Consider the following 17,413-nt stretch of genomic DNA (forward strand, 5'->3'; position numbering starts at 1 on the left):
AACATTTACTTGTTTAAGTAAACACACATATTAAATTAGAGGTTCCTCCTGAATGCCCATGGAGATCACCATTGACGAATTCCAAGAGGTGGAGATGAGGGTGGGGATAGTCAAACAGGCAGAGAGGATAGAGGGAACCAAACTCCTCAAGCTCCTGGTAGACGTGGGGTCGGGAACTAGGCAAATAATCTCAGGTATAGCTCCGTATTACAATCCGGAGAGCTTAGTAGGTAAGAGAGTGATCGTCTTGGTCAACCTCAAACCTAGGGTGATAAGGGGATACGAAAGTCAAGGGATGATATTGGCTGCAGGTTGCAAGGAAGATGAGGAGAGGGGAGTTAAACCTTCCGTCCTGACGGTTAACGATGAAGTACCTCCGGGAACTAGGGTATGTTAAATCCTTTTGAGGGCGTCACACTACCTCCCGATCCCGAGGAGCTGATAAGAAGGGAGTTGAGGAGGCTTAGGGACGTTCAAGGAGTAACAGTGAAGGACAGGGAGATAAGGAGGCTGATACACTTCAGGGACGCTTTACAGACATACAATAGGTTCCTGAACTCTTTCCCCAAGTTAGACCGGCTCCATCCCTTTTATCTCACCTCACTTGAGATAACCGCTGGGTCATTGGACAAGGTCAAGAGGTGCCTGGCACAGGTGAGGAGGAAGGTGAACGTGGCGAGCAGGCTCCTGGAGAATTACGTGGAACAAATCAAGAGGAGCCCAGAGGCGAGAGCGAACACCCTCATGAGGACAGGTTTCGGAAGGGCCGCCTCAGTACTGAGGGACGGTAGGGAGTGTATAACTTGGTTAGCCGAGGTCACGAGGGAACTCTCTAAGGCAAAGTCCGTAGACCCAGACCTTCCCACAATAATAATTGCAGGTCCGCCTAACGTTGGAAAATCCACATTGGTCTCCAAGATCTCATCGGCCAAACCCAGGATAGCCAGTTTTCCGTTCACCACCAAGGAAGTACATGTGGGACACATGAACTGTGGGGTCAAGATCCAAGTGTTAGATACTCCAGGTATATTGGACAGACCGGACAGTGAGAGGAACGTCATAGAGAGGAAGGCCGTGAACGCCATAAGGAACCTTAGGGGGATAGTGATCTTCATGTTCGATGTCTCCAACTCATCCCTTTACGATGCTGGGGAACAGCTCTCCATATACAGGGAAGTCACCGGGATGGGAAGACCTGTAGTCACGGTCTTCAACAAGGTGGACGACGTAAATCAGGAGCTCTTCGACGCGTTGGCCCAGAAGTTGAACCAGGAGAGAGTGCTGAAGCTGAGCGCAGAAAAGGGTGAGGGTATGGTAGAACTCAAGAGGGAAATTTTTATTCGCTTGAAGGAAGTTTCCCCTGATATAAGTGATCTACTGGATTGTTGAAATATTCTCCTCCATACAAGGGGAGGGACTTCTAATAGGCTCGCCCTCCAACTTCATCAGATTAGCCGGTTGTAATTTGAGGTGCACATGGTGCGATACCAAATATTCCTGGATAAGATCTGACGGGAGACCCATGACTCTAGAGCAGATACTGGACTCCCTGGACACCACTCCGCAATGGACCACCGTGACAGGAGGGGAGCCACTACTCCAGGACATCTTCCCCCTTGCGGATGCTCTGAAGAACAAGGGATTTAAGGTGGCAGTTGAAACCAACGGTACGGTGAAGCCCAGAGAGGAGGTGAGGAAGGTAGTTGACGTGTTCTCCGTGTCTCCTAAGCTATCCAACTCCGGCTATAAACTGAGGTACGACTTCAGCGACGATTGGGCGACATATTACAAGTTCGTGATAGTCAACCCAGAGGTAGACCTCAGGGAAGTTAAGGACTTCGTGGAGTCTCAAGGAATAAGGAAAGAGAAGGTCATAGTCCAACCTGACGGTAACAGGAGAGATTACCTTCAGGCTCTGAAGGAACTAGCGGACAAGGTAATGGAGATGAGGCTACCCTTTAGGGTTTTGCCCCAACTTCACAGGATCATTTCTTACAGATGACTCAACCTGGATTCTCAACATCTCCATCTTTTCCTTTCCTCTGGTCAGTACCTCATTGGCCAGCTTGACTAGCGGTCTCACCTCAGGATCTTCAGTTTCCTCTCCCTTGAGGAGGTGAGTCAACTTTATCCCGGTCCGCAGCTCCACCAGGATTCCCTTGGAATTTACTGTCATTATCCCGCTGTGTTTGAAACCGGCCAGCCTGGCTATCCTGAGTATCTCCCAGGCTTCCCCCATGTCCTTAGTGTAAACGTGAAGGATCGGCCCCTGAACGACTAACCACAACCTGTGTAGCGCCCCTTTACTCAGTACTCCAGTCAGATCCTCTTCGGTAATACCCAAATGGTTCTTGAAGACCACCGCCGACCCCCTCCTCGACCAAGGATAGTCCGCGTCAATCACGGTTATCCTTCCACTACAGCTACTGTAAGTGAACGACTTCCCCCTCTTAAAGAACGCCCAAAGTAGATCCCAGATATCCGGATCCAGATAACCTATTTCTCTATCCCTAATTAACCTCTCCATGGCTTGTCGCTTAGCCTCTTCCCACGAGTCCATCGCCGATTTTAACTTCCCTAACTTAAAAAGGGTTTTGTGAGAGCCTCAGAGGTCCTGAGGAGGTATCTGGAAGAGGAGGAGTTCCAGCTGGAACTCCAGGAGGAGATAGAGTACGATAGTCTCGGTGAACTCCAGGAAGTCCCCCTGGAAGTCAGGATCCTTGTGAGGAGCAAAGGGAGAGCCAGACTTGTCCTCCTGGGCTTCCTGAAGATCGCCTATGAGTGCAGTCCGGAGTTCGCTAAGGATTACTTGGACATGAGCATCTCTCTAGAAGAGATTAAGAGAAGGCACGGGGTTTACACTGAACTGGAGTTCGTAGCCCTTCATTGCCTCCACATGATAAGGGATAAGGATGCACAGGCTACAATGCGGAAGCTCAAAACCTATATACTCTCTCGAGAGAGTAAAGCCCATGGACTTTGATGTAGTAGTTATCGGAGGCGGAGTCGCGGGGGTCGCAGCGGCCCTAAGAGCTTCAGAATTAGGGAAGAGAGTGGCTATAGTTGAGAGAGATGAAATGGGAGGAGAATGCATAAATAGGGCCTGCATCCCTTCCAAGACGCTAATTGACGCCGTAAAGGTCGTGAATAAAGCGAGGAGTTCCCCGTGGATACAATCAGCAGCGAGGCTGGATTACCCTAAGCTGAACGAGTACAAAACAATCATCATCAAGTCAATAAAGGAAAGGATGGAGGCGAACCTCAATTCCAAGGGAGTGAAGATCGTGAAGGGTCAGGCTAAGGTGAGAACATCAGGTGAAGTTGAGGTAGGAGGAAACGTGATAACCACCGACTCGTTAGTTCTAGCTACCGGATCAGTACCTCTATCTCTCCCTGACTTCCCTCTGAACGGAAAAAATGTCCTGGATCCGTGGACAGCCATGAATCTGAGGGAACTACCAGAAGAAATAGTGATAGTAGGGGGAGGAGTTGCTGGTGTGGAGCTCGCGACGCTCTTTAGAGCACTAGGGAAGGAGGTAACTATCCTTGAACTCATGCCTCAACTGCTTCCAGGGTTTGACAAGGACATAGCGTCAGCTACAAAGAAGAGAATGGAGGAGAAGGGGATCAGGATCTATCTAAACGCTAAGTCTAAGATCGTGAGCTCTGAGGGGAAGGTGAGGTTCTTAGTCAATCTTCCCAACTCGTCAGAGGAAGTGGTAGGCGATATGGCAGTGATCACCATAGGGAGGAAAGCTAGCACGGAATACGTGAACCTCAGGGATATTAGCGTGGAAACGGATCCTAGGGGATACATAAAGGTAGATGAAAATGCAAGGACTAGCAACCCTAGGGTATTCGCTGCAGGCGATGTGGCCGGAATACCCCTATCTGCCACTAAGGCCTGGAGGCAAGGAGTAGTGGCTGGAGATAATCTAGGAGGAAGGGCATCTAAAATGCCAAGATTCATACCCACCTCAATATTTGCTGATCTAGAGATAGGAGTAGTAGGAAGGACCTTAGATGATGCCAAGAAGTTGGGACTGGATGCCAGGGAAATAATCGTGCCCATGAAAGTTATCCCCAGGGCGTGGACTACAAATGAGACTGAAGGTTTCTTAAAATTAGTTGTGGCAAACGATAAGATAGAGGGGGCCCACATGATAGGAGAGGGAGCTACCGAAGTCGTGAATACCGTGAGTATGGCCATGGAATTGGGAGTTAGCATCCAACAACTCTACGCTGTTACATTTGCCCACCCAACGGTCTCTGAAATCGTAGGGGAAGCAGTACAGAGGCTAACTCACGGTGAACTATATTAGGCTTCCCATCTCATTAACATGAAATGAGTAATGAGAGGGAGAGGAGGGAGATAAGGAAGCTATTCAAGCTCCTTTTCCTCACGTCAAGGGGAGGGATTACCAGAGTGAGGATCATCACGGCACTCTTGTCCTCTCCCATGAACGCTAATCAACTCAGTCGCGCCTTGAACCTAGATTATAAAACGGTCATCCATCACTTGGAAGTGCTAACGGAGAACTCCTTGGTAGTCAAGGAGGGAGAAGGATATGGTGCCCTTTATAGGCCCTCGAGTTTCCTTAAGCTTCACTTTGACATCTACCAAGAGATAGTTGGTAATTTCAAACCTGTAAAAAAAGCCTGACGTTGAGAACCCTAAACCCTCTTAAAGTCTCTTTCCCAATAACATTCGTATGAACAAAGAGCTACATAGATTTCTAGTGCAGACTAGGACTTTCAGGGGAAAGATAAGGCTTTGGCAGGGTAAGCTAAGGAACAGAGCAGAGCATTACAGGAACCTCTCTGCCGTTAACGCCACCAGGTTCTCCGCTATTGCACAACAGTACGCTAAGGAGTCAGAACAATTAGAGAAGATATCGCAACACCTTGAAAGGATGGACGTCCTCTTGGAGATGTTAGAGATGAAAGTCGAGACCGCGCTCTATATTGACTATATAGCTCAAGAGCTAGTAAATGTAGTTGAGGCACTCAGGGAGTTCAAAAAGGAAACTCCGTTCCTGGGTGCTGAACTCACAATGCTTTTAGATGAACTATATACAAGCTTTTATACGTCCTTCAAGGTCCCCGAACCGGTGATAATACAGGCGAGGGAGAAGGCGGTTGAGGTACTTCAAGAGGCCGACCAACTCATACGAGCTAGGGAAAAGGAAGGGAAGAGTAGTATAAAGACTTAAAAAATATATAGCCTATATAACTTGTGCAGTCAAAGACAACAAGGAGAATACAGCTCACAGGGGGCTCCACTTACATCATCTCTCTCCCCAAAAACTGGGTCAGACAACTGTCCCTTAAGCCAGGTGACGAAGTGGATGTTATCCAGGACAGTAATCTAAGGCTATTGCTGGTACCAAAAGGTACATCCCAGGACGGAAGACAGAACAGGGCTGTAATAACATGTGAAAACCTCAGACCTAACTTCGCCGTTAGAGAGTTCATTGCATACTACATGGCAGGTTATACAATAGTTTCCCTGATCTGTGCCAAGATGAAAGCTGAGGATAGGACTGCAATTAAGGACACGGTAAGGAAGAGACTACTTGGAGCTGAAGTGGTGGAAGAGGATAGCACTAACCTAACGGTTCAATTCTTAGTGAACGAGAAGGATCTACCTATATCGAGGGCCATTAATAGGGCAGCCGCGATATCACAGAACATGTTGAAGGACACCCTTGATGCCCTGAGGACTGGGGATATAGAGGTAGCTAGGGAGGTCCAGGAGAGGGACGATGAGGTGGACAGGTTTTACTTCTATGTAGCTAGACAGCTAACCCTCAGTATAACCTCCTTTGAGATCCTTGAGGAAGAGGGATATAACGCCACGCAGATAGTGGATATATACTCGGCAGCGAAGTCCGTGGAGAGGATTGCAGATCACGCCCATAGGATTTCGAGTCTGATCCCTGAGATCGGCGGTGCAGTACCGGAGTCTGTAGTTAAGGTGGGGGAAAGAGTTCTCGAGCTCTACAAGGAGGCCTCAAGTTCTTTCATTAATGGCAAGAGGGAAACAGCAAACAGGATAATAGAGGAGGACAGGGAGATAGCTGAGTTACACAGGACTGTCATGTCGTCTCTGCTCAAGGAGTTGGGAGAGCTTAGAGCACCAATCCTGTTCGTTCTAGACTCCTTCAGACGAATTAGCAGGTACTCAGTGGACTTGGCTGAAACTACAATAAATCTCCTTGCTAAGAATAAGGACTCACCGATCCAGGGGAGTTGACCAAATCTGCAGGTTACCCGCCTTGAAGTCCGCGTAGGCCTGAGCCAATTCCCTTACGTCCTTCGCTTTTTTAACCCTTTTAGCTAGATCGCTCAGGGCCTCCCTGTCCTCCAGGGTGTAAGGACCGGACTTAAACAAAAGGAGAGCGCACGTCGGATTCATCACGGCCACACTAACGTAGCCCCTAATGAACAGGGAGTCGGCTGTCTCTAAATCTGGCTTAGAGAAGAGACATATACCCGGGTGGGTGTGAGCCGAGGTAACGCCGTGAGGCATGGGAAGTGTAACCCTATTCTCTTCCCCTTCAAAAATGGCGTACTCTCCCTCATCGGTCGTGAACGCTAAGAACTCGATCCCAGTCTCCATGGTCTTCCTGGAGAAGGGCAAGAGAACCTCCTTTAGAAAACGTAAGTGCTCTCTCGCTATTTCGAAGTAAATCTGGGTGTATGGCTGAGGTCCCCTCCCCTTAACCGTGCCCTCCATTCCTCCAACAGTGAACAGGTATTTCAGGTCAGTAGTTGGGGGTTCCTCATACTCCTCGTGTATCTCCTCTGCCCTGATTAAGAGTGAGTAAAGCCTAGATATCCTCTCTGAGCTCTCATGTCTCCCTAGCCATTCCTCCTTTGCACTCATTGATAGCTACCTCCTGTTCTTTAACGATTTTCAATAGCGAGTCAAGGGGTGAATGTGATAAATAAACAGACCTTCCCACTATCTCGAAATCAGCTCCAGCACAAAGGGCAGAGCCCGGTCTAGCTCCCTGGGCTCCTACTCCTGGGGAGATGATGATCTTATCGGGAAAGTCGGCTCGCGCTCTTCTCACGACTGAGTGCCTAGTGGCAGGTGCGACCAGTCCCTCTGGATTCACTCCCTTGGTCACTTGAAGGAGGTACTGGTACACTTCATCGCTCCACCCAGGATGGGACATGGAAATGACCAGATAGAGTTCCCTGTCCTTCAGCTCTCTTCTTAAAGAATCTAAGGCTCCATCGATACCGACGAAGGAGTGAGCAATGAAACCGTCACCCAGACTCTTCAGCTTTGAGGCTATAGAGACCATCGTGGAGTCGATGTCGGCTAACTTGAGGTCCAGGATGACCTTGAGGCCTAATCCCTTGGTCAGCTCGCTGACCTTAGAGGGACCCAAATCCAAGAGGAGAGGCCACCCTACCTTAACTCCCGCCAGGTGATGGGACAACTCCTTAAGTCTCTCCCTGTCCATGGGCACATCTAAGGAGAGTATTACCCTACTCATACGTTTCCCCTCATATACTCAAGAATCTGGGCTCTATCGGTCTCGCTCAACTTGTCCAAGATCGATCTCAAGATCTCCGATATCCTATATATAGCCCTGAACTCCATTCCCATCTCCCTTAACTTCCTCTCGGCCCCTTCCTCTCTATCAACTATGACTAGAGCCCCTACTACCCTCCCCCCATTTCTAAATACCTCCAAGGACGCCCTCTCCAATGAGCCTCCGGTTGTGGCAACGTCGTCCACTACTAGGACCTTCTTGTCTGACACTTCAGCCTCAATTAACCTATCGGTCCCGTGACCCTTCTTCTCTATCCTGACATAACCCATGGGTTTCCCCAACTTACACGCCATAAAGGAAGCCAAGGGAACCCCTCCTGTAGCTACCCCTAAAATCACGTCATAATCGATATCCTTGACTCTTTCCATTGCCTCCTCTACGATCTTAAAGAATTCTGGATAGCTAGGCAGTTTCCTCAGGTCTAGGTAATAGGGACTAGTCTTCCCAGAGGTCAGGACGAAGTTCCCTATCATGAGGAGCTTTCTCTCCATGAGTACACTTCCTATATTCATGTTGTTCACAACCTCAATAGCGGAAAAGAGTTTAAATACGGTTTTCGTTAAAGGTGTAGAAGGGCTTTATTGCAAGACTTGATATCGATCCTCGACCTCGCTAAGGAGGAGGTCCTGGAAATTTTCGAGAAAACCGACGCTCTTCTTCGAGGGAAGATCAGGCTGAGGCTTGACGGGAAGATAGTGTCACTGGCCTTCTTCGAACCGAGCACGAGGACCGCCTTGAGCTTCGAGAGTGCTGCTCTCTCCATGGGAGGACGAGTCCTCGGTTTCACCTCAGAGGAATCTATATCAGTGGCCAAAGGGGAAAATCTAGCAGACACTGTGAGGATGCTAGACAATTACTCGGATTGCATAGTGATAAGGCACAAGTTCGATGGAGCAGCGAAATTCGCATCAGAGATAGCACAGAAGCCGGTGATAAACGCGGGAGATGGCAAGCATGAACATCCCACTCAAACGCTCATAGATCTTTACACCATCAAGAGGATCTTTGGAACTCCTGAAGGTCTAACCTTTGGTCTCTTGGGGGACCTGAGATACGCCAGGACAGTGAACAGTCTAGTAAGGGGTCTGAAGTTCTTTAGGCCTAAGAAGGTCTATTTGATCTCCCCACCACAACTGAGACTCAGGGAGGAGATCAGAAACGAACTTGACTACCCGACTGAGGAGAGAGTCGATCCTAGAGACGTGATAGGTGATATTGACGTACTCTACGTCACCAGAATTCAGAAGGAGAGGTTTCCAGACGAGTCGGAATACGAGAAGGTGAAGGAAAGCTACAGAGTTGACGTAAGGCTAGTAGAGGAGATGAGGAAGGACAGCGTAATCCTCCATCCACTCCCTAGAGTCACGGAAATAGATAGAAGGATAGATTCCTATCCACAAGCCAAATACTTCCTCCAGGCATCCTTGGCTGTGCCCTTAAGGTCTGTCCTGCTCCACGAAGTCGTGGGAGGCGTTGAGGCTTGAAGAACGGACTGATAGTGAGCAAGATCAAGAACGGCACTGTAATAGATCACATACCTGCAGGTAGGGCGTTGGCAGTGCTGAGGGTCTTAGGAATAAGGGGGCAGGAAGGCTATAGAATAGCGTTGGTCATGAATGTGGAGAGTAGCAAGATGGGGAGAAAGGACATCCTCAAGATTGAGGAAAGGGCCATTGAGGAGAGGGAGGCTGAGCTCATAACGTTGATAGCCCCTGAGGCAACTATAAACATCGTAAAGGATTATGAGGTAGTGGAGAAGAGAAAGCAGAAGGTTCCAGATAAGATAACAGGTCTACTAAGGTGTACTAACCCCTCCTGTATAACAAATAACGATCCTGAAGCGGCCACAAAATTCAAGACACTTAGGAAGTCACCAATAGAGCTCGTCTGCGAGTATTGCGAGACCAGAATAACCGAACAGGAGGTATTGAGGCAGATCTTGGAATGATGTATTCTAAAGTACTCAGGGTTGAGCCAACCAGGGAAAGTACGAGAGTTCTCCTGGAGTATTACGGTAAGGAACCGTCACCTGGCCAATTCGTTGGGCTCGTGTTCCCAGGCGAGAGTGAGATACCGCTAGGGGTAACCGATTACAAGGAAGGCGAGTTGGAGCTGTACGTGGATTCGGAGAGGTTGGTCCAGTATCTTCGTAAGATGAGCAGGGTGATAGTGGAAGGGCCTTTTGGAAAGCCAGTTGAGATTCGAGGGAACGTCATGGGGATAGCTGTAGGGAGGTTATATCATGACCTCCTCTATCCCCTGAGGATTGCCAAGAGGAAAGGGTACCAGGCCTCCTTGAACTGCGAGTCTTGCACGGACGAGTTCCAGAGGCCCAGTCAAGAGGTGAGATGGGATCTAATCCTAGCCTCAGTTCCCTTGGAGTTCATTAAGACTCTTCCCCGTAACACGTTAGTTTACGTCAGGTGGGTCAAGATGAACTGTATGATGGGAGTATGTGGGGTCTGTAATGTGAAGGGGTTCCTTCCCTGTGTGGAGGGACCCTTCATGGAGGTGGAAAAAGTTGTGGATAAAGGGTAAGATTTACCTGAGGGGTCTAGAGGAGGCCTGCGTGTCATTCGATAGGAGGATTAAGGAGATCAGGAAGGAGTGCAGACCAGACCTTAAGCTTCCCTCAGACTCTTACGTGTTCCCAGCAGGTGTAGATATGCACGTTCACCTCAGGGGACTCGAGCTCTCCTATAAGGAGACTATAGCCTCAGGGACGTCAGAGGCCGTCTATGGGGGGATTGGGGTGGTGGTGGACATGCCTAACACTGTTCCAATAATCAACAGCGTGGAGACCATTAGATTGAGACTCTCAGAGTTAGGGAACTACTCCAGGTGCGACTACGGAATTTACTCCGGGGTGACTCAGGATAAGGGAGTCGCTAAAATGCCCATAGCCGGATTCAAGGTATTCCCAGAGGACCTTGAGAGAGACATACAGTGGATATTGGAATCTCCGATGGTCAAGGTCTTGCACCCAGAGATACCTATGTCCCTGAGGCCTGGGAGACACAATAGGAGGTTATGGCAGGAATTGGCGTCCCTCTACCTTGTCAGAGGGAACTTTCACGTGACTCACACCACTAGTTTGGATACCATTAAGCTAGCAAAAAGGATGGGCTTCTCGACCGATTTCACTCCCCATCACCTTCTAGTTCCAGGAGAGACGGATTGCCTGTCTAAGGTCAACCCGCCCATAAGGGGCAAGAGTGAGAGGAACAGTCTCCTCATAGCTCTAACCGAGGCTGATGCGGTAGCTAGTGACCACGCGCCTCACTCAGTAAAGGAGAAGTCCTTCCCCATTGAGTTATGTCCTCCAGGGATTGCAGCCGTGTCCTTCACCCTACCCTTTATCTTCACCCTAGCTCTCAGGGGTGCTATAACATTGGGTAGGGCAGTGGAACTAATCTCCACAAACCCCTCCAGGATTCTTGGGATCCCCGCGGGGGAGATAGCTGTGGGGAACTTAGCAAACTTCGTGATCATAAGGAGGGAGAGATGGAGATACTCCACTACCTTCAGCAAGATGACACACACACCATTAGACGGCTTTCCCTTGGATGCCACAGTTTATGCGACCATAGTGGAAGGTAAGGTAGCTTATCAGGACGGAAACGTTTTCCCGGTGAGGGGATCCAATGTATTCGACAAGAGTGGCAGGACTTAATTTGAACGACCCATTCGTCATCGCTTCTGGTGTTATCCCAGAAGTACCTGGACTCATGAGGAGAGTTTGCCACCAATACAGACCCGCAGCCATAACGACCAAGACTTTCACACTGTATCCCGTAGAATCTCATCACTCCCCCACAATCGTTAAAGTTGGAGAAGGCTGTTACATCAACGCCATAGGTCTAGGGAATCCTGGAATCAGGGCGTTGGAACCCAACGAGTGCGTCCAGATAGTGAGCATAGGTGGGAGTTCCCTAGAGGAAATGGTCCAGGCCTCCTTGGAGGGGGAGAGATACGCCAATGCCATAGAGCTGAATCTGAGCAGTCCAAATAGGAGAGGGTACGGAGCTGACACAGCCAGCCTAGTTTCTGATATAGTTTCTGCAGTGAAGTCGAGCGTGAAGAGGCCGGTCTTGGTAAAACTGGGACCATGGGACAATGTCCTCTCCCTAGCAGGGAAAGCGCTAGACGCGGGAGCAGACGGGCTGACGTTAATCAACACGATGAAGGGAATGGTAGTAGATGTAGAGGAATTCAAGCCAATCCTGAGTTACGGTACTGGAGGAATTTCAGGTAGGTGTATACACAACCTGGCTGTGAGAATAATTTATGAGGTGTACAGAGAGTACAACCCAGATATAATAGGTGTTGGAGGAGTTTTCACCCTCGACGATGCGTTAGAGCTCTTATCTGTGGGTGCAAAGGCTGTAGGTATAGCTAGTCTTATAATAGAGAGCGGATTTGAGGCAATTCCTAAGTTAAGGGCCTCTCTCTCCCTTTACCTACAGAGGAAGGGATTAAAACTCGAAGACATTATAGGAAGGGCAGTGAAACGATGAGGATAAGCATGAAGGGCAGGGATATGGAGACTTTAGTGTTCCTGGGTAGGGTTAAGGCCGTGAACGTTGAGTTCTGTAACGATTCCAAGACTATGGCCAAGGTTGTGGCTAAACTGGACACCGAGGAAGAGGTCGAAACGGAGTGTATCCCCACCAGGGCAGCTGGGAAGATCTCCACGGTAATGAAACACTACCTTAGGTTGGGAGTAGGAAAATATATAATCACCAATGATAAGGTCAGCGGTAACGTGGATACGGAGGGAGGAGAAGATGAAGTTCAGGATCGATAAACTTCCCAAGAGCGACGAGGACTTGGAGGAAATACAGAGGGAGGTAGAATCCACACACTCCCACGAGCACGAACATCACCATCACGGTGAGGAAGAGTTAGAGTCAATAATAGGAGAACTTTACGCCAATTATCAGAACCTTCAGGCCAGAGTTCAAGAGCTCGAGGAGCAGAACGAAAAGTACAGGAAAGAAATCTCGACGCTTTACGAACTCCTGAAACACTCCCTTAGGCTGTCGACTGCCTCAGATCAGGCCGAAAAGTCTAAAATACTAAGGGAGATCCTTGCCGTGTTAGATAATGAGTCTTGAGTCTGTATTAATAATAGCAGTGAAAGTTTTCGCGGTCATGGACCCGTTCTCCATAATCCCGTATATTCTCTCCATATTTGAGGAGGCCACACAGGGCGATGAAAAGATGAGGTGGACAGCCCTTGTGAATAAGGTTGAGGTCGCAGTAATCATTTTAGTCCTAATCTTCTCCCTCATGGGGCGACCACTACTAAACTTCTTGGGGTTGCAACCATACTCCCTTGAAATCGGGGGAGGGATACTTCTTCTCTATCTAGGAATAGATACCCTAGGAGGGTTTCAGCAACTGAAGTTCGTGTCGAAGAGGCTTGAAGAGGCTGTAGTTACACCAATAGCTACTCCCCTCATAGTAGGTCCTGGAACCATGACGGCGCTTATATCGCTATCGGTTCAGAACAGTGTTATAGACCTAGTTTTGGGTAGCCTAGTGGCAGCATTTCTCACTTATCTCGTTCTACTGAGTGGGCCTCTCCTGATCAAGGTACTAGGAAGGACGGGAACCGTGGCAGCGGGAAGGTTTACAGCCATCATCATAGCAGCCTTCGGGGTTCAGCTAATTATTAGTGGAATATCTCAAGTTAAATTGGCGTGAGAATCCCAGGACTAACTAAAAAATTTTTAATCCCGAAGGAGAAGTCATATCGGGACAAATGACAAGTGATGGCAAAAGGAGGGTAGATTTAGACACAATAGACAGAAGACTCCTCATAGAATTACTCAGGGACTCGAGGGTGAGCCTAAGGAGACTTTCAGAGGAAATGAACGTCTCTCCTGCCACTCTTCACAACAGGCTCACCAAACTCGTCCAAGAGGGTGTGATAAAGGGTTTCACAGCCCTCGTGGATTATACGAAGTTGGGTTACTCCCTCTCAGCCATCATCATGGTCAAGGTGAATGGAAAATACCTGGTTGAGTTCGAGAGGGAAATAGCCAACACGGACAACATCGTGGCAGTTTACGACGTTGTGGGAGAATATGACGTTGTGCTCATTGCCAAGTTCAGGAGTGTCGAAGATCTGGACGTTTTCCTGAAACAATTGCTCAAAAACAGCAAGGTGGAGAGAACGTATACCAGCATAGTCCTTAACGCGGTCAAAGAGGATCCAAGAGTTAAAATATAACGTTTTGCTATTATTTTTGCGTTGACATCTAAATTCTGATCCAAAACCTTTATATATGAAACCATGGGCTTAGCATATATATGGTGTTTTAGGATGCAGTTTTGTCCTAAAGACGGAGGTCTCATGGTACCCACTAAGAAGGGGAACAAGGAGATTCTGAAGTGTAACAAGTGTGGGTACGAAATGCCCCTGGACAAGAAAGCCAAGAAGGCCTACGAGATAAAGGAGAACAGGGGCAAGTCGGGTAAAGTTCTCACTACTTCCATAGTGAGCGAAAATGAGGGCAGGAGGAGGGAGGACGATGAGTGGCAACAGGAGAGGGAGGAGTACTACAAGGAGGTAGGCCTTGAGTTATTGAGGGAGGAGTTGGAAGGTACAGAGGAACACGAGGAGGAGTAAGGATCTTCTAAATAAATTGTCTTTAACACCGCAAATATTATATTGTCAGTTCTATTATCATTCCCTTATGAGAATCAACGAAACCACGAACAGATATTCGCTGAAGGTGGGAAGAAGGAACCTGTTGATAGAGGAATTGAAGAATGAGAGAGGCGAAAAAATATTCTCTATTCTTCAAACCATCTATGCTACCACTCTAGATGATAAGGAGTGGTTGGCCGATACCTCAAATGTCAAACCTTTGGACAGGAAAAACCTTGATCCTGAGCTGAAGAAGTTCCTAAAGGTTATCGGGATCTGAGGTGATCTCCATGGAGACCTTCGACTTCGTGATAACAACAGATCGGTGCCTCATGACCAACCATCACGGGAAGGAGTTCTTAGGCTTTCTGGGAACAGGTCCGGCCATAGGAGTACCGGAGTCCGCGTGGAAGTGGTTAGCGTGTCCCAAAATAAAGACTGACAATGTAGGTAGGCCTCACCAGGCGCCTTACGGAATGAGGAAAGTGGAAGCGAAACTGATAGATGAAGGATTCAAGGCAGCAATAATAGATCCAGACCACTTAGCTCCACACCTCAAGAACGCTAAGGCCCTGATGTTCTCTCACCACGACTACTTTGCTTTCGGGCCTCCCTCATCGACCTGGTGGGGAATAACGAAGAAGGAACCTATCAACTACAAGAGCTTCCAGGAACTCGTGAATAAGCCCGAGGTGCAGGAAGCCAGAAAGAGAGGTGTGAAGATGATCGCTGGAGGCCCATCAGTCTGGCAGTGGCTCTGGAGGGAGGACATGATAGAGAAGGTCGGAATAGACTCCCTAATCGACGGAGAGGCTGAGAAGGTGATAGGTAAGATCGCCCAAATGATATTGGATGGGGAGGAATTACCCAGATATTACTACATCAGCGGTGAGGACGTACCAGGTATAGAGGACATACCTGACATCAAGGGTGCCAGTGTCAACGGCCTCATAGAGATAATGAGGGGGTGTGCCAGATCCTGTAGGTTTTGCTCCGTCACCTTGAGGCCCACCAGGTACTATCCTCTCGAGAAGATCGAGAGAGAACTCCAGGCCAACGTAAGGGCCGGAGTCAGACACGGAGTTATTCACAGTGACGACGTGCTATTTTATGGTGCTGTTGGTATCCTCCCCCGTCCAGAACCTCTAATAAAGTTACACAAGCTCGTGAAGAGATATTATAAGACGATCGCCTGGAGTCACGCCAGCTTGGCTGCCATCAGATACTCTCAGGAAAAGTACGGACTTATATCTAAACTTACTGAGATCGTATATGCAAACGAGTCTCAGAGCTATTTAGGAGTGGAGGTAGGAATCGAGACTGGCTCTCCGAGGCTTGCAAAGGAGATAATGCCCGCCAAATCGTCACCGTACAAACCAGAGAGCTATCCCGAAACTGTGGAGGAGGCGTTTAAGATAATGCACGAACATAACATAATACCTGCCGGGACTATGATCGTGGGACTCCCCGAAGAAAAGGAAGATGATGTACTAAGGACTATAGATCTCGTGGATAGCTTAAGGCCCTATAGGAGTATACTAGTTCCGATGTTCTTTGTGCCTATGGGCTACTTCAAGAACAAGGATTGGTTCACCAAGATCAAGTTGAGCGACTCTCACATAGAACTATATAAGAAAGTGTTCTGGCATGACGTATACTGGGCTGAGGATATACTGAACAGGTTCTATATGAAGGGCCCTGTATATTATCCCGTGAGGATGTTACTGAAATTGTTCCTTAGAGTAGCCAAGAAGAGAATGAAGGAAGTCGAGGCTTGGCTACAGGCCCAGATGAAAAATTAGACCTTTTTCGGCAAAATGACGTCCTTAGGTGCTGAAGGGAATAGTTCTAGGTACTTCCTGAGAACTTTTGGTATCACTACGGTGCCGTCCTCCATCTGGTTATTCTCCAGTATTGCCGTTATGGCTCTGGTTGTGGCTATGGCGGTACTGTTCAGGGTGTGAACGTAACCCTTTCTGTTGTTCTTCCTATCCACGTATCTTATTCTCATTCTGAAGGCTTGCCAGTCGGTACAGTTACTACAACTCACCATTTCCCTGAACTTGGCCTGGGCAGGCATCCATACCTCAAGGTCATACTTCTTGGCTGCGCAGGCCCCTAGATCTCCAGAGGCTATATTGACGACTCTGTATGGTAACTCAAGCCCCCTAAATATCTCCTCTGCGTTACTGATTAACTCCTCGTGAAGTTTCCAACTGTCTTCAGGGAGGGAGAAAATGAATTGTTCCACCTTATTGAACTGGTGAACTCTAAATATTCCCTTAAGGTCCTTATTGGCGGCCCCAGCCTCTTTCCTGAAGGCAGGGCTAAGCCCAACATATCTCAAAGGTAATCTGGTCGCATCGATCTCCTCCTTGTAATAAAGGGCAGCTATGGCATGCTCAGCTGTAGCTATGAGGTAAAGGTCTTCCTCCTCGATCTTGTAGATCGCATCCTTAAATGTTTCAAGATCTATCACAGACTTGATGACCTCTCCCCTCAACATGTAGGGAGGGATGATGAGAGTGTAACCCTTTGATGTCACTACGTCCACTGCGTACATTATGAGGGCAAGCTCCAACCAGGCTACGTCCTGGAATAAATAGTAAAACCTGGAACCAGCAACTTCCGCTGCCTTGGTTGTATTACCTTGCCTTAACACCTGTTCCAGGGCATCTGCATGCCCTATCGGTTTGAAAGATAATACTTCATATTGGGCCTCCAGTCCCCTAACTTGGTCAAGGAAGCTCTGCACATCCTTTTCATAGACTCTGAACTTGCCCCAAACCCTTATGGGAACGTTATAAGAATCATCAGGACCTTCAGGTACAGACTCGTGAACTAAATTAGGGAGACTTTTCAGGAGGTTATCACGTTCTTCCTCTATCTCCTTTAACTCCCTCTCTCTCGCATCGATTATCCTCAGGAGGTTTCTAGCCTCCTCTATCTTTTTCTTTCTATCTTCAGGCTGGAGCTTCGGAATCTGGGAGCTCACTAAGTTGTGCTCATGTCTCAGTTTCTCGACCTCCTGCAGCACGCTCCTCCACTTTCTGTCCAGCTCTACAGCCTTGTCAACTACAGACGCGTCTATGCCCCTCTTTCTCAGACTATCCATCAGTCTCTGAGGGTTCGACCTTATTAATTCAAGTAGACTCCAAGACATAACTAGACAAAAAGTTCCAGG

25 protein-coding genes are annotated in these 17,413 nt (G+C 48.4%); 20 read left to right on the forward strand and 5 right to left on the reverse strand.

Features of this window, described 5'->3' with window-relative positions:
- Positions 1 to 52 precede the first annotated feature (52 nt).
- The 3 genes from metG to METMK1DRAFT_RS14250 are packed head-to-tail and all read left to right on the forward strand — an operon-like array spanning position 53 to position 2,002.
- A complete protein-coding gene (metG, locus tag METMK1DRAFT_RS14240) occupies positions 53 to 397 on the forward strand; it encodes a methionine--tRNA ligase subunit beta (RefSeq protein WP_009075447.1) in 345 nt (114 codons plus the stop codon).
- Entirely contained in the window at positions 391 to 1,389 is a 999-nt protein-coding gene (locus tag METMK1DRAFT_RS14245; RefSeq protein ID WP_009075450.1) for an NOG1 family protein, read from the forward strand. Before metG ends, METMK1DRAFT_RS14245 begins: the two co-directional genes overlap by 7 nt.
- A complete protein-coding gene (locus METMK1DRAFT_RS14250) occupies positions 1,370 to 2,002 on the forward strand; it encodes a 7-carboxy-7-deazaguanine synthase QueE (protein ID WP_009075452.1) in 633 nt (210 codons plus the stop codon). Before METMK1DRAFT_RS14245 ends, METMK1DRAFT_RS14250 begins: the two co-directional genes overlap by 20 nt.
- On the opposite strand, the gene METMK1DRAFT_RS14255 is transcribed toward METMK1DRAFT_RS14250, so the two are convergent.
- Positions 1,952 to 2,560, reverse strand: coding sequence for a tRNA(Phe) 7-((3-amino-3-carboxypropyl)-4-demethylwyosine(37)-N(4))-methyltransferase (locus METMK1DRAFT_RS14255; RefSeq protein WP_009075454.1), 609 nt, complete (start codon positions 2,558 to 2,560; stop codon positions 1,952 to 1,954). The genes METMK1DRAFT_RS14250 and METMK1DRAFT_RS14255 overlap by 51 nt on opposite strands.
- Positions 2,561 to 2,596: 36 nt before the next feature.
- Here METMK1DRAFT_RS14255 and METMK1DRAFT_RS14260 point away from each other — a divergent pair, with 36 nt between their 5' ends.
- The 5 genes from METMK1DRAFT_RS14260 to METMK1DRAFT_RS14280 are packed head-to-tail and all read left to right on the forward strand — an operon-like array spanning position 2,597 to position 6,256.
- Positions 2,597 to 2,983 carry a hypothetical protein gene (locus tag METMK1DRAFT_RS14260; protein ID WP_009075456.1) on the forward strand — a complete coding sequence of 129 codons (387 nt, stop codon included), beginning with the start codon at positions 2,597 to 2,599 and terminating at the stop codon, positions 2,981 to 2,983.
- Positions 2,973 to 4,322, forward strand: a complete 1,350-nt coding sequence (locus METMK1DRAFT_RS14265; protein WP_009075458.1) for a dihydrolipoyl dehydrogenase family protein — start codon at positions 2,973 to 2,975, stop codon at positions 4,320 to 4,322. Before METMK1DRAFT_RS14260 ends, METMK1DRAFT_RS14265 begins: the two co-directional genes overlap by 11 nt.
- Positions 4,323 to 4,345: 23 nt before the next feature.
- On the forward strand, positions 4,346 to 4,663 hold the full coding sequence (locus METMK1DRAFT_RS14270; protein WP_009075461.1) for a winged helix-turn-helix domain-containing protein: 318 nt from the start codon (positions 4,346 to 4,348) through the stop codon (positions 4,661 to 4,663).
- A 49-nt stretch (positions 4,664 to 4,712) separates the two neighbouring features.
- Positions 4,713 to 5,213, forward strand: a complete 501-nt coding sequence (cdvB3, locus tag METMK1DRAFT_RS14275; RefSeq protein ID WP_009075463.1) for a cell division protein CdvB3 — start codon at positions 4,713 to 4,715, stop codon at positions 5,211 to 5,213.
- Between the two features lie 23 nt (positions 5,214 to 5,236).
- Positions 5,237 to 6,256 (forward strand): phosphate uptake regulator PhoU, encoded by a 1,020-nt coding sequence (locus tag METMK1DRAFT_RS14280; protein ID WP_009075464.1) that lies wholly within the window; start codon positions 5,237 to 5,239, stop codon positions 6,254 to 6,256.
- Here METMK1DRAFT_RS14280 and METMK1DRAFT_RS14285 read toward each other — a convergent pair.
- From METMK1DRAFT_RS14285 to pyrE, 3 genes are read right to left on the reverse strand one after another with little or no spacing between them, the layout of a single operon-like run.
- Positions 6,236 to 6,889: a hypothetical protein gene (locus tag METMK1DRAFT_RS14285; protein WP_009075467.1), complete on the reverse strand. Its 654-nt coding sequence runs from the start codon at positions 6,887 to 6,889 to the stop codon at positions 6,236 to 6,238. The genes METMK1DRAFT_RS14280 and METMK1DRAFT_RS14285 overlap by 21 nt on opposite strands.
- Positions 6,855 to 7,511, reverse strand: a complete 657-nt coding sequence (locus METMK1DRAFT_RS14290; RefSeq protein ID WP_009075468.1) for an orotidine 5'-phosphate decarboxylase / HUMPS family protein — start codon at positions 7,509 to 7,511, stop codon at positions 6,855 to 6,857. The genes METMK1DRAFT_RS14285 and METMK1DRAFT_RS14290 overlap by 35 nt, the downstream gene beginning before the upstream one ends.
- Complete coding sequence (gene pyrE / locus METMK1DRAFT_RS14295) at positions 7,508 to 8,083, reverse strand: orotate phosphoribosyltransferase (RefSeq protein ID WP_009075470.1); 576 nt, start codon at positions 8,081 to 8,083, stop codon at positions 7,508 to 7,510. Before pyrE ends, METMK1DRAFT_RS14290 begins: the two co-directional genes overlap by 4 nt.
- Before the next feature lie 69 nt (positions 8,084 to 8,152).
- Here pyrE and pyrB point away from each other — a divergent pair, with 69 nt between their 5' ends.
- The 12 genes from pyrB to METMK1DRAFT_RS14355 all read left to right on the forward strand — a co-directional run bounded on the left by pyrB (position 8,153) and on the right by METMK1DRAFT_RS14355 (position 16,031).
- The gene (pyrB, locus tag METMK1DRAFT_RS14300) at positions 8,153 to 9,055 is read left to right on the forward strand and encodes an aspartate carbamoyltransferase (RefSeq protein ID WP_009075472.1); all 903 of its coding nucleotides are present in this window, start codon (positions 8,153 to 8,155) and stop codon (positions 9,053 to 9,055) included.
- Positions 9,052 to 9,519: an aspartate carbamoyltransferase regulatory subunit gene (pyrI, locus tag METMK1DRAFT_RS14305; protein ID WP_009075474.1), complete on the forward strand. Its 468-nt coding sequence runs from the start codon at positions 9,052 to 9,054 to the stop codon at positions 9,517 to 9,519. Before pyrB ends, pyrI begins: the two co-directional genes overlap by 4 nt.
- On the forward strand, positions 9,519 to 10,109 hold the full coding sequence (locus METMK1DRAFT_RS14310) for a ferredoxin reductase domain-containing protein (RefSeq protein WP_052300233.1): 591 nt from the start codon (positions 9,519 to 9,521) through the stop codon (positions 10,107 to 10,109). The genes pyrI and METMK1DRAFT_RS14310 overlap by 1 nt, the downstream gene beginning before the upstream one ends.
- The gene (gene pyrC, locus METMK1DRAFT_RS14315; RefSeq protein ID WP_009075478.1) at positions 10,093 to 11,244 is read left to right on the forward strand and encodes a dihydroorotase; all 1,152 of its coding nucleotides are present in this window, start codon (positions 10,093 to 10,095) and stop codon (positions 11,242 to 11,244) included. The genes METMK1DRAFT_RS14310 and pyrC overlap by 17 nt, the downstream gene beginning before the upstream one ends.
- Positions 11,216 to 12,088 carry a dihydroorotate dehydrogenase PyrD gene (gene pyrD, locus METMK1DRAFT_RS14320; RefSeq protein WP_009075480.1) on the forward strand — a complete coding sequence of 291 codons (873 nt, stop codon included), beginning with the start codon at positions 11,216 to 11,218 and terminating at the stop codon, positions 12,086 to 12,088. The genes pyrC and pyrD overlap by 29 nt, the downstream gene beginning before the upstream one ends.
- On the forward strand, positions 12,085 to 12,378 hold the full coding sequence (locus tag METMK1DRAFT_RS14325) for a hypothetical protein (protein ID WP_009075482.1): 294 nt from the start codon (positions 12,085 to 12,087) through the stop codon (positions 12,376 to 12,378). Before pyrD ends, METMK1DRAFT_RS14325 begins: the two co-directional genes overlap by 4 nt.
- Positions 12,359 to 12,688: a hypothetical protein gene (locus tag METMK1DRAFT_RS14330; protein WP_048088042.1), complete on the forward strand. Its 330-nt coding sequence runs from the start codon at positions 12,359 to 12,361 to the stop codon at positions 12,686 to 12,688. The genes METMK1DRAFT_RS14325 and METMK1DRAFT_RS14330 overlap by 20 nt, the downstream gene beginning before the upstream one ends.
- Positions 12,675 to 13,280 carry a MarC family protein gene (locus METMK1DRAFT_RS14335; RefSeq protein ID WP_155812447.1) on the forward strand — a complete coding sequence of 202 codons (606 nt, stop codon included), beginning with the start codon at positions 12,675 to 12,677 and terminating at the stop codon, positions 13,278 to 13,280. Before METMK1DRAFT_RS14330 ends, METMK1DRAFT_RS14335 begins: the two co-directional genes overlap by 14 nt.
- Before the next feature lie 58 nt (positions 13,281 to 13,338).
- Positions 13,339 to 13,809, forward strand: coding sequence for an Lrp/AsnC family transcriptional regulator (locus tag METMK1DRAFT_RS14340; protein WP_009075487.1), 471 nt, complete (start codon positions 13,339 to 13,341; stop codon positions 13,807 to 13,809).
- Between the two features lie 93 nt (positions 13,810 to 13,902).
- Entirely contained in the window at positions 13,903 to 14,208 is a 306-nt protein-coding gene (locus tag METMK1DRAFT_RS14345; RefSeq protein ID WP_009075489.1) for a DNA-directed RNA polymerase subunit M, read from the forward strand.
- A gap of 67 nt (positions 14,209 to 14,275) precedes the next feature.
- A complete protein-coding gene (locus tag METMK1DRAFT_RS14350) occupies positions 14,276 to 14,509 on the forward strand; it encodes a hypothetical protein (protein WP_009075491.1) in 234 nt (77 codons plus the stop codon).
- Positions 14,510 to 14,519: 10 nt separating this feature from the next.
- Positions 14,520 to 16,031, forward strand: coding sequence for a B12-binding domain-containing radical SAM protein (locus METMK1DRAFT_RS14355; protein ID WP_009075493.1), 1,512 nt, complete (start codon positions 14,520 to 14,522; stop codon positions 16,029 to 16,031).
- Here the strand turns inward: METMK1DRAFT_RS14355 and serS are convergent.
- A complete protein-coding gene (serS, locus tag METMK1DRAFT_RS14360) occupies positions 16,028 to 17,392 on the reverse strand; it encodes a serine--tRNA ligase (protein WP_009075495.1) in 1,365 nt (454 codons plus the stop codon). The genes METMK1DRAFT_RS14355 and serS overlap by 4 nt on opposite strands.
- Positions 17,393 to 17,413: the final 21 nt, after the last annotated feature.

The organism is Metallosphaera yellowstonensis MK1 (genome assembly GCF_000243315.1).
GTDB lineage: Archaea > Thermoproteota > Thermoprotei_A > Sulfolobales > Sulfolobaceae > Metallosphaera > Metallosphaera yellowstonensis.

Coding starts and splice junctions, on each gene's coding strand:
- metG (WP_009075447.1), top strand. CDS start 53: ATGCCCATGGAGATCACCATTGACGAATTCCAAGAGGTGGAGATGAGG.
- METMK1DRAFT_RS14245 (WP_009075450.1), top strand. CDS start 391: ATGTTAAATCCTTTTGAGGGCGTCACACTACCTCCCGATCCCGAGGAG.
- METMK1DRAFT_RS14255 (WP_009075454.1), bottom strand. CDS start 2,560: ATGGACTCGTGGGAAGAGGCTAAGCGACAAGCCATGGAGAGGTTAATT.
- METMK1DRAFT_RS14265 (WP_009075458.1), top strand. CDS start 2,973: ATGGACTTTGATGTAGTAGTTATCGGAGGCGGAGTCGCGGGGGTCGCA.
- METMK1DRAFT_RS14270 (WP_009075461.1), top strand. CDS start 4,346: ATGAGTAATGAGAGGGAGAGGAGGGAGATAAGGAAGCTATTCAAGCTC.
- cdvB3 (WP_009075463.1), top strand. CDS start 4,713: ATGAACAAAGAGCTACATAGATTTCTAGTGCAGACTAGGACTTTCAGG.
- METMK1DRAFT_RS14285 (WP_009075467.1), bottom strand. CDS start 6,889: ATGAGTGCAAAGGAGGAATGGCTAGGGAGACATGAGAGCTCAGAGAGG.
- METMK1DRAFT_RS14290 (WP_009075468.1), bottom strand. CDS start 7,511: ATGAGTAGGGTAATACTCTCCTTAGATGTGCCCATGGACAGGGAGAGA.
- pyrE (WP_009075470.1), bottom strand. CDS start 8,083: ATGAATATAGGAAGTGTACTCATGGAGAGAAAGCTCCTCATGATAGGG.
- METMK1DRAFT_RS14310 (WP_052300233.1), top strand. CDS start 9,519: ATGTATTCTAAAGTACTCAGGGTTGAGCCAACCAGGGAAAGTACGAGA.
- pyrD (WP_009075480.1), top strand. CDS start 11,216: ATGTATTCGACAAGAGTGGCAGGACTTAATTTGAACGACCCATTCGTC.
- METMK1DRAFT_RS14325 (WP_009075482.1), top strand. CDS start 12,085: ATGAGGATAAGCATGAAGGGCAGGGATATGGAGACTTTAGTGTTCCTG.
- METMK1DRAFT_RS14330 (WP_048088042.1), top strand. CDS start 12,359: ATGAAGTTCAGGATCGATAAACTTCCCAAGAGCGACGAGGACTTGGAG.
- METMK1DRAFT_RS14340 (WP_009075487.1), top strand. CDS start 13,339: ATGACAAGTGATGGCAAAAGGAGGGTAGATTTAGACACAATAGACAGA.
- METMK1DRAFT_RS14345 (WP_009075489.1), top strand. CDS start 13,903: ATGCAGTTTTGTCCTAAAGACGGAGGTCTCATGGTACCCACTAAGAAG.
- METMK1DRAFT_RS14350 (WP_009075491.1), top strand. CDS start 14,276: ATGAGAATCAACGAAACCACGAACAGATATTCGCTGAAGGTGGGAAGA.
- METMK1DRAFT_RS14355 (WP_009075493.1), top strand. CDS start 14,520: ATGGAGACCTTCGACTTCGTGATAACAACAGATCGGTGCCTCATGACC.
- serS (WP_009075495.1), bottom strand. CDS start 17,392: ATGTCTTGGAGTCTACTTGAATTAATAAGGTCGAACCCTCAGAGACTG.